The sequence below is a fragment of the Euzebyales bacterium genome, from assembly GCA_035461305.1.
Taxonomy (GTDB): Bacteria; Actinomycetota; Nitriliruptoria; order Euzebyales; family JAHELV01; genus JAHELV01.
This window is the reverse complement of record DATHVN010000121.1, coordinates 1-5,550: the sequence shown is the minus strand read 5'-3', so window position 1 is coordinate 5,550 and position 5,550 is coordinate 1. Positions and strand designations below refer to the sequence as shown.

Here is a 5,550-nt window from a genome sequence, read left to right as displayed (position 1 = left end):
GTTGAGGGCCATGTGTCCTTCGGGACTTGGGGGTTCAAATCCCCCCGCCGACACCACAGCTGACCACGCGGCCCGGTCGAGGCACGCCCCCATTGGTAGCGGGAGCATCAAGGATCGCGGCGCCGGTTGGCCGACACGCTGCACCGCGCGGCGGCGAGCGGAACCGGCCCTGCCGTCCACGAGCCGCCGTGGCGCCGCGGCGCCGCTGGATCGCCTGGTCGGTTATCGTCACGCCATGGACGACGACGTTGCCCTGGATGTGCTCCGCGACGCCGCCGAGGAGCTCGCCGACACCGCCGTACAGGACCTCAGCCGCGACGCGGTGACCTACCCGGGTTGGTCGATCGCGGATCTGGTCGTCCACACCGGACGCATCCATCGCTGGGTCACCGAGATCGTGCGGACCCTGGCGACGCAGCGGCTGGCGCAGCCTGACGTCGCGCAACGGCCGGACGACCTCATCGGCTGGTTTCGCGCAGGCGCGGCGGACGTGATGGACGCGTTGGCGGCAACCAGCCCGACGACGCCGGTGTGGACGTTCGCCGGAGAGCCGACTGTTGGGTTCTGGCGGCGGCGGATGGCGCTGGAGACCACCATCCACCGCTGGGACGTTCAGCGCGTGTTCGGTGACGCACCGCCGATCGCCGATGACGTGGCCGTCGCGGGCGTCACCGAGGCACTGGAGATCTACCTGGAACCCCGGCTCCGCGGTGCCGAGGTCTGCGGCGATGGTGAGATCGTGGGTCTACGGGCCCTCACTGGAGCCAACAGTTGGGCGGTCCGCCTGCAGCCCGACGCGATCGAGGTGCTTCGCACCGACCACGCTGACGCCTGGGTGGAGGGAACACCGGCCGACCTGTGGCTGTTTCTCATGGGTCGGGCGCCACGCGACGTGCTCGACGTCCGCGGTCCGGCGGAGGGCGTCGATCGCCTGGAGCGTGCCATCGGGTTGCTGTCGCCGCCTGCACGCTGACGTCTGCACACAGACGTCTGCGCGCGGCGTGTTCGCGACGGTCGTGGTCAGTCCCTGGTGTGCACGTCCGACGACCTCACCGCTGAACCCGGTGTCCACCCACCCAGCGGCTGCCACTCCCGGGTCTGGCACAGGTGCCCTCGGGCGATGCCCGGGGCTCAGCTGTGGACCGCCGCGGCCGGCGCGCCGCGGGCACGGGCGACCGGCGAGGCCGGCGCTGGCGAGTCGGACCGAGCGCATTCAGAGCTGCCGCCCCGGGTTCCGGTCGGACCGCCGGTCACGACATCGGCGAGCGCGTCCACGGCGTCCTCGACGTCCTCGACGGTGTGGTACAGGTAGAAGCTGAGGCGACAGCTGCCCAGCGGTTCCAGCCCGAGCGCCCGGTGGGCGAGCGTGGCGCGGTAGCAGCCGGCCCTGGCCTCGACGCCTGCATCGTTGAGGCCCAGTGCCAGCTCGACAGGGGTCGCTGTCCGCGACGTTGAACGCCACGAGCGAGGTGCGCCGTGTGGGTCGTGCGGCCCGTAGACGGTCAGACCCGGGATCGCCGCCAGGCGTTCGAGTGCCGTGGCCGTGAGGCGGCGACCCCAGGCGGCCACCGTCCATCGCCTGCTCGACCTCGGCGGCCTTCAGTGGCGTCTGGGATCCGAAGTACCGGAGACGCCGGGGCGTCCGCACCAGGTCGACCAGGATCCGCAGCGCCTGCGCGGACACGATCGGCCCCAGGATGTTCGGCGTCCCGGCCGCATACTTCCAGGGCAGGTCGGCGTACCGACGTGGTCGTGGAACACCCGGCCTCGGCGATCATGTCGCCGCCGTGGAGGAAGGGTGGAGCCGAGAGCTCCTGTCTGGCGTAGAGGACACCGGCCCTGAACGGTGCCAGCATCTTGTGGAACGAGAACGACAGGTAGTCGACGTCGAGCGCCTGCACGTCGACGAAGCGCCCGGGCACGAGCTGCGCACCGTCGATCGACAGGTAGGACCGCCGCTCCCCATCCGCCTGGGTGTAGCCACTCGCCGTCACTCCGCTTGCCCGGATCCGGGCAAGCGGAGTGCGCGTTGCCGAGGAGGTTGGATGCGCCGGTGCAGCAGACGAGCTTGGTGCGCTCGTCGATGAGCGACGACAGGTGGTCCATATCCAGCTCACTCATCCATGCTCGCGTCTGTGTACAGACATGCCCTGTGATGCACTGCAGACACATCTGGTGAAGCGCCCGCCCAGCCGACGACGCCGTCTCAGGCGCCGCGACCGCTGTCGGCTTTGGTCCGCACCATCCAGTCGGCCACGACCGCCACATAGGCGTCAGGGACCTCGACCGGTAGCAGATGCCCCGCGCCGTCGATCGGGTGAGCCTCCCAGCGCGGCCGCTTGTGCGTGTCCCTCCAGTGTGGCCGCGTCGGCCAGCGGGTCGTCGGTCCCCCACAACACGGTCGTTGGGACGTCGAGCCGGTCGAGGACCTCCAGCTCGGTCGCTGACGGATGAACATCGCCGAGAACGCCGAGGCGAACGCCGTGACCGCACCCGGCAACCGGTCCGGATGGTCACGCACCGCACCCAGGTCATCGGCCCACACTGCGGTGAGCTCCGCAGACAGGCGTGTCGGGTCACCACCGACAAGGTCGAGGCGGCCTCCGGCAGAGGCCTCGCGGTCGCTGAGCGCGGCGAGCTTCACATCGAGCATGGGTCCACTGAACAGCCGCACCGCTGTCCGCGCGATAGGTGCTCCCACCGCGACGGCCAGCCGACCGAGGGTCACCCATCCCAGCGCCTCGACTGAGCTGGCCCGACGCCACGGCAACCTCGGCGCGGTCAGGACCAGCCCGGCGATCGGGGCCGACAGCAGGTCGGCAGCCAGCACTGCCACGAGCCCACCCACGGACGCCGACCCGGCCGCGAGGTGGTGCGCCGCGACGCCACGGACGGTGGTCATCTCACTGCGGATGCCCGCTCACCGCGGCGACACGACGCCCCAGTCCTGATGCCGCATCGCGACGCTCCGTCTCACCCTGCCGCGACGCTAGCAGGCGCGGTCTGGCGAGCCGTTTGGATGTTGCCGAGCACCGCGTGCATGCCGACCGGGCATGTCGAGGCGCGCTCACGGTCGGTAGGCTGCTGGCCGCACACCATGGAAGGGCCCCCGCAATGTCCGATCAGCCGCAGCACCGACACGACGTCACGCAGCCGACCCCCGCCCAGTACCGGGTCGAGGACCCACGGTGGGCGCGACCGGGTGGCGCCGAGCCCGTGCACGTGGTGAAGATCGATCGACCGCTCTACACCGGCATGATGTTCGCCTTCGGCCTGATGGTCGCGGGCATCGTGCTGTTCGCGGTCATGTCGATCGTGTTCGGCGTCGTGGGTCTGGTGCTGGGCGGTCTGACCACACCGAACCTCTGACCGTCGCGTTGGCCCGGAGGTGGCCGCCCCTCACCGACGCTCGGCGGCGAGTCGGCGAAGCAGAGGGATCTGGTCGATCTTGTCGTCCGCGAGGTGGTCCCACAGCACGCCGGCCGGTCGTGGCCTTGTCCGCGTGCAGTCGATGACCCCATTGGGCGTGACGATCGCGTCGAGCGGCACGTCGTGGTCGGTCATCGGGACACGTCCGTCGTCGACGACCTGCAGGGGGTGCACGGTCGTCACGACCGTGGTCTCCGGACCGATGAGCCCGGCCGCGCTCGCGAGTGCGAACTCGAGGTCGGCGAAGCCTCCTCCCTTGCCGAGACGTGCCCCGGTGCGGTCGACCGCCACCGATCCCACGACCACGAGGTCGACGGGTGTCAGGTACTCGACCGCCGTCGGGATGCCGTGCTGTGACGACCCCTTGATCGACGCGGCCGCGCGCGGAGTCACCTCGAGGCGGTCGGGGTCGAGCCGCAGGAACGGTCGGTCGTCACGCAGGCGCGGCACGGCCATGAAGACCGTGCGGCCGTCCTCGAGCGCCCGTTGGCGTACCGGCCACTGAGGCGAGTCGGGGTTCGACTTGATCGTCGTCGCCTCCTGCCACGCCGAGGTGTCGCGTAGGCGGTCAGCGGCCGCCTCTGCGCCGGTGAAGTTCGGGATGCGACCACGTGCACCTGGGAACCGCGCGACGCCGGCTCCGCGCAGACGCTCCCACACCTCTTCGCGCAGGTCCTGCTTGACGGCGTCGACGTCGCTGATCGTCACGTGTGCTCCTCGTGGTGGCGCGCCGCGGCTGTTCGGTCAGCCTGCCGGCGGGTATGACCGGTGCGCCCGCCCATCATGACGAACGCGGCACCAGGCCGGGGCCCGGACCCGCCGGGCGTCGCCGGCTCGATGCGTCCACCCTCGAGAGGAGCACCCGTGTCTGTCGCCCCGGTGTCCGCCAGCGGCACCTTCTCGATCGGCAACGAGCTGGTGATCAACCGACTGGGCTTCGGTGCGATGCGACTGACCGGTGACGGCATCTGGGGGCCACCGACCGACCCCGGGGCGTGCCGCGACGTCCTGCGCACGGCCGTCGACCTGGGCGTCAACTTGATCGACACCGCGGACTCGTATGGCCCCCACGTGAGCGAGGAGCTGATCGCGGAGGCGCTGCACCCCTACCCTGACGGTCTCGTCATCGCGACGAAGGCGGGCCTGGTGCGCGGCGGTCCCAACGACTGGAGCCCCGACGGCCGGCCGTCGCACCTGCGCGAGGCGTGCGAGGGGAGCCTGCGCCGGCTCAGGCTGGAGACCATCGACCTCTACCAGCTCCACCGCATCGACCCGAAGGTCCCGGCCGAGGAGCAGATCGGCACGCTCCTCGAGCTGCGCGACGAGGGCAGGATCCAACATATCGGATTGTCCGAGGTCACCACCGGGCAGCTCAAGCAGGTGCTGCAGACGGTCGAGATCGCCACCGTGCAGAACCGTTTCAACCTGACGGACCGCAGGTGGGACGACGTAGTCGACGTCTGCACCGCCCACAGCATCGGGTTCCTCCCCTGGTTCCCCATGGCGACGGGCCGGCTGGCGCGGCCGGGAGGCGTCGCGGCCGAGGTCGTGGGCGCCCACAGGGCGACGCCCGCCCAGATCGCGTTGGCGTGGCTGCTGCGCCGCTCCCCCACCATGCTGCCGATCCCCGGCACGTCCTCCGTGGATCACCTCAGGGAGAACTGCGACGCGGCGAGGATCGACCTCAGCGACGACGAGTTCGACATGCTGTCCGCAGCCGCCTGACCACCACGGCCCGGAGCCGGGGACGTTGAGGCGGCCCGGTGTTGGGGCACGTCCCCAGCTCGGTCCGCGTCGACGTCTTGGGGACACCGTGCCGGCTCGGCGTTGGGGCACGTCCCCAGGACGCTGCGACGGGTGGGTCCGGGGATGTCGCAGCGCGTCGGCAGGCCGTCAGGCGCGGTGCACGACCCTGCGCAGGCGCCGGCCGATCAGGGCGCCGTCTCCGAGTCGGTGGCGCAGGTGTCGCTCCAGCGCACCGATCGGGTACAGGTTCTGGGGCGCGCGCAGGTCACGATGCGGCGACGACGCGAAGCGCGGCAGCGTCGCCGTCGACTCGTCCGCCAGCACGACGGCCGCCGGCAGCGTGACGCCTTCCTTCGGCGTCTCGCAGCGCACCAC

General features: G+C 71.0%; 7 protein-coding genes. 3 read left to right on the top strand and 4 right to left on the bottom strand.

Annotated elements, in window-relative coordinates; genetic code table 11:
- Positions 1-235 precede the first annotated feature (235 nt).
- Positions 236-973, top strand: coding sequence for a maleylpyruvate isomerase N-terminal domain-containing protein (locus VK923_11240; protein ID HSJ45244.1), 738 nt, complete (start codon positions 236-238; stop codon positions 971-973).
- Positions 974-1,131: 158 nt separating this feature from the next.
- Here VK923_11240 and VK923_11235 read toward each other — a convergent pair whose 3' ends face one another.
- Together VK923_11235 and VK923_11230 are read right to left on the bottom strand one after the other, a co-directional pair.
- On the bottom strand, positions 1,132-1,569 hold the full coding sequence (locus tag VK923_11235) for an aminotransferase class V-fold PLP-dependent enzyme (protein HSJ45243.1): 438 nt from the start codon (positions 1,567-1,569) through the stop codon (positions 1,132-1,134).
- Between the two features lie 637 nt (positions 1,570-2,206).
- On the bottom strand, positions 2,207-2,902 hold the full coding sequence (locus tag VK923_11230) for a hypothetical protein (GenBank protein HSJ45242.1): 696 nt from the start codon (positions 2,900-2,902) through the stop codon (positions 2,207-2,209).
- A gap of 212 nt (positions 2,903-3,114) precedes the next feature.
- Here VK923_11230 and VK923_11225 point away from each other — a divergent pair, with 212 nt between their 5' ends.
- Entirely contained in the window at positions 3,115-3,369 is a 255-nt protein-coding gene (locus VK923_11225) for a hypothetical protein (protein ID HSJ45241.1), read from the top strand.
- A gap of 30 nt (positions 3,370-3,399) precedes the next feature.
- Here VK923_11225 and VK923_11220 read toward each other — a convergent pair whose 3' ends face one another.
- Positions 3,400-4,137 carry a 5-formyltetrahydrofolate cyclo-ligase gene (locus VK923_11220; protein ID HSJ45240.1) on the bottom strand — a complete coding sequence of 246 codons (738 nt, stop codon included), beginning with the start codon at positions 4,135-4,137 and terminating at the stop codon, positions 3,400-3,402.
- 156 nt (positions 4,138-4,293) lie between these two features.
- On the opposite strand from VK923_11220, the gene VK923_11215 reads away from it, so the two are divergent.
- Positions 4,294-5,154: an aldo/keto reductase gene (locus tag VK923_11215; GenBank protein HSJ45239.1), complete on the top strand. Its 861-nt coding sequence runs from the start codon at positions 4,294-4,296 to the stop codon at positions 5,152-5,154.
- A 168-nt stretch (positions 5,155-5,322) separates the two neighbouring features.
- Here VK923_11215 and VK923_11210 read toward each other — a convergent pair.
- Positions 5,323-5,550 (bottom strand): hypothetical protein (locus VK923_11210; GenBank protein HSJ45238.1); only part of this gene is annotated, 228 nt, incomplete at its 5' end.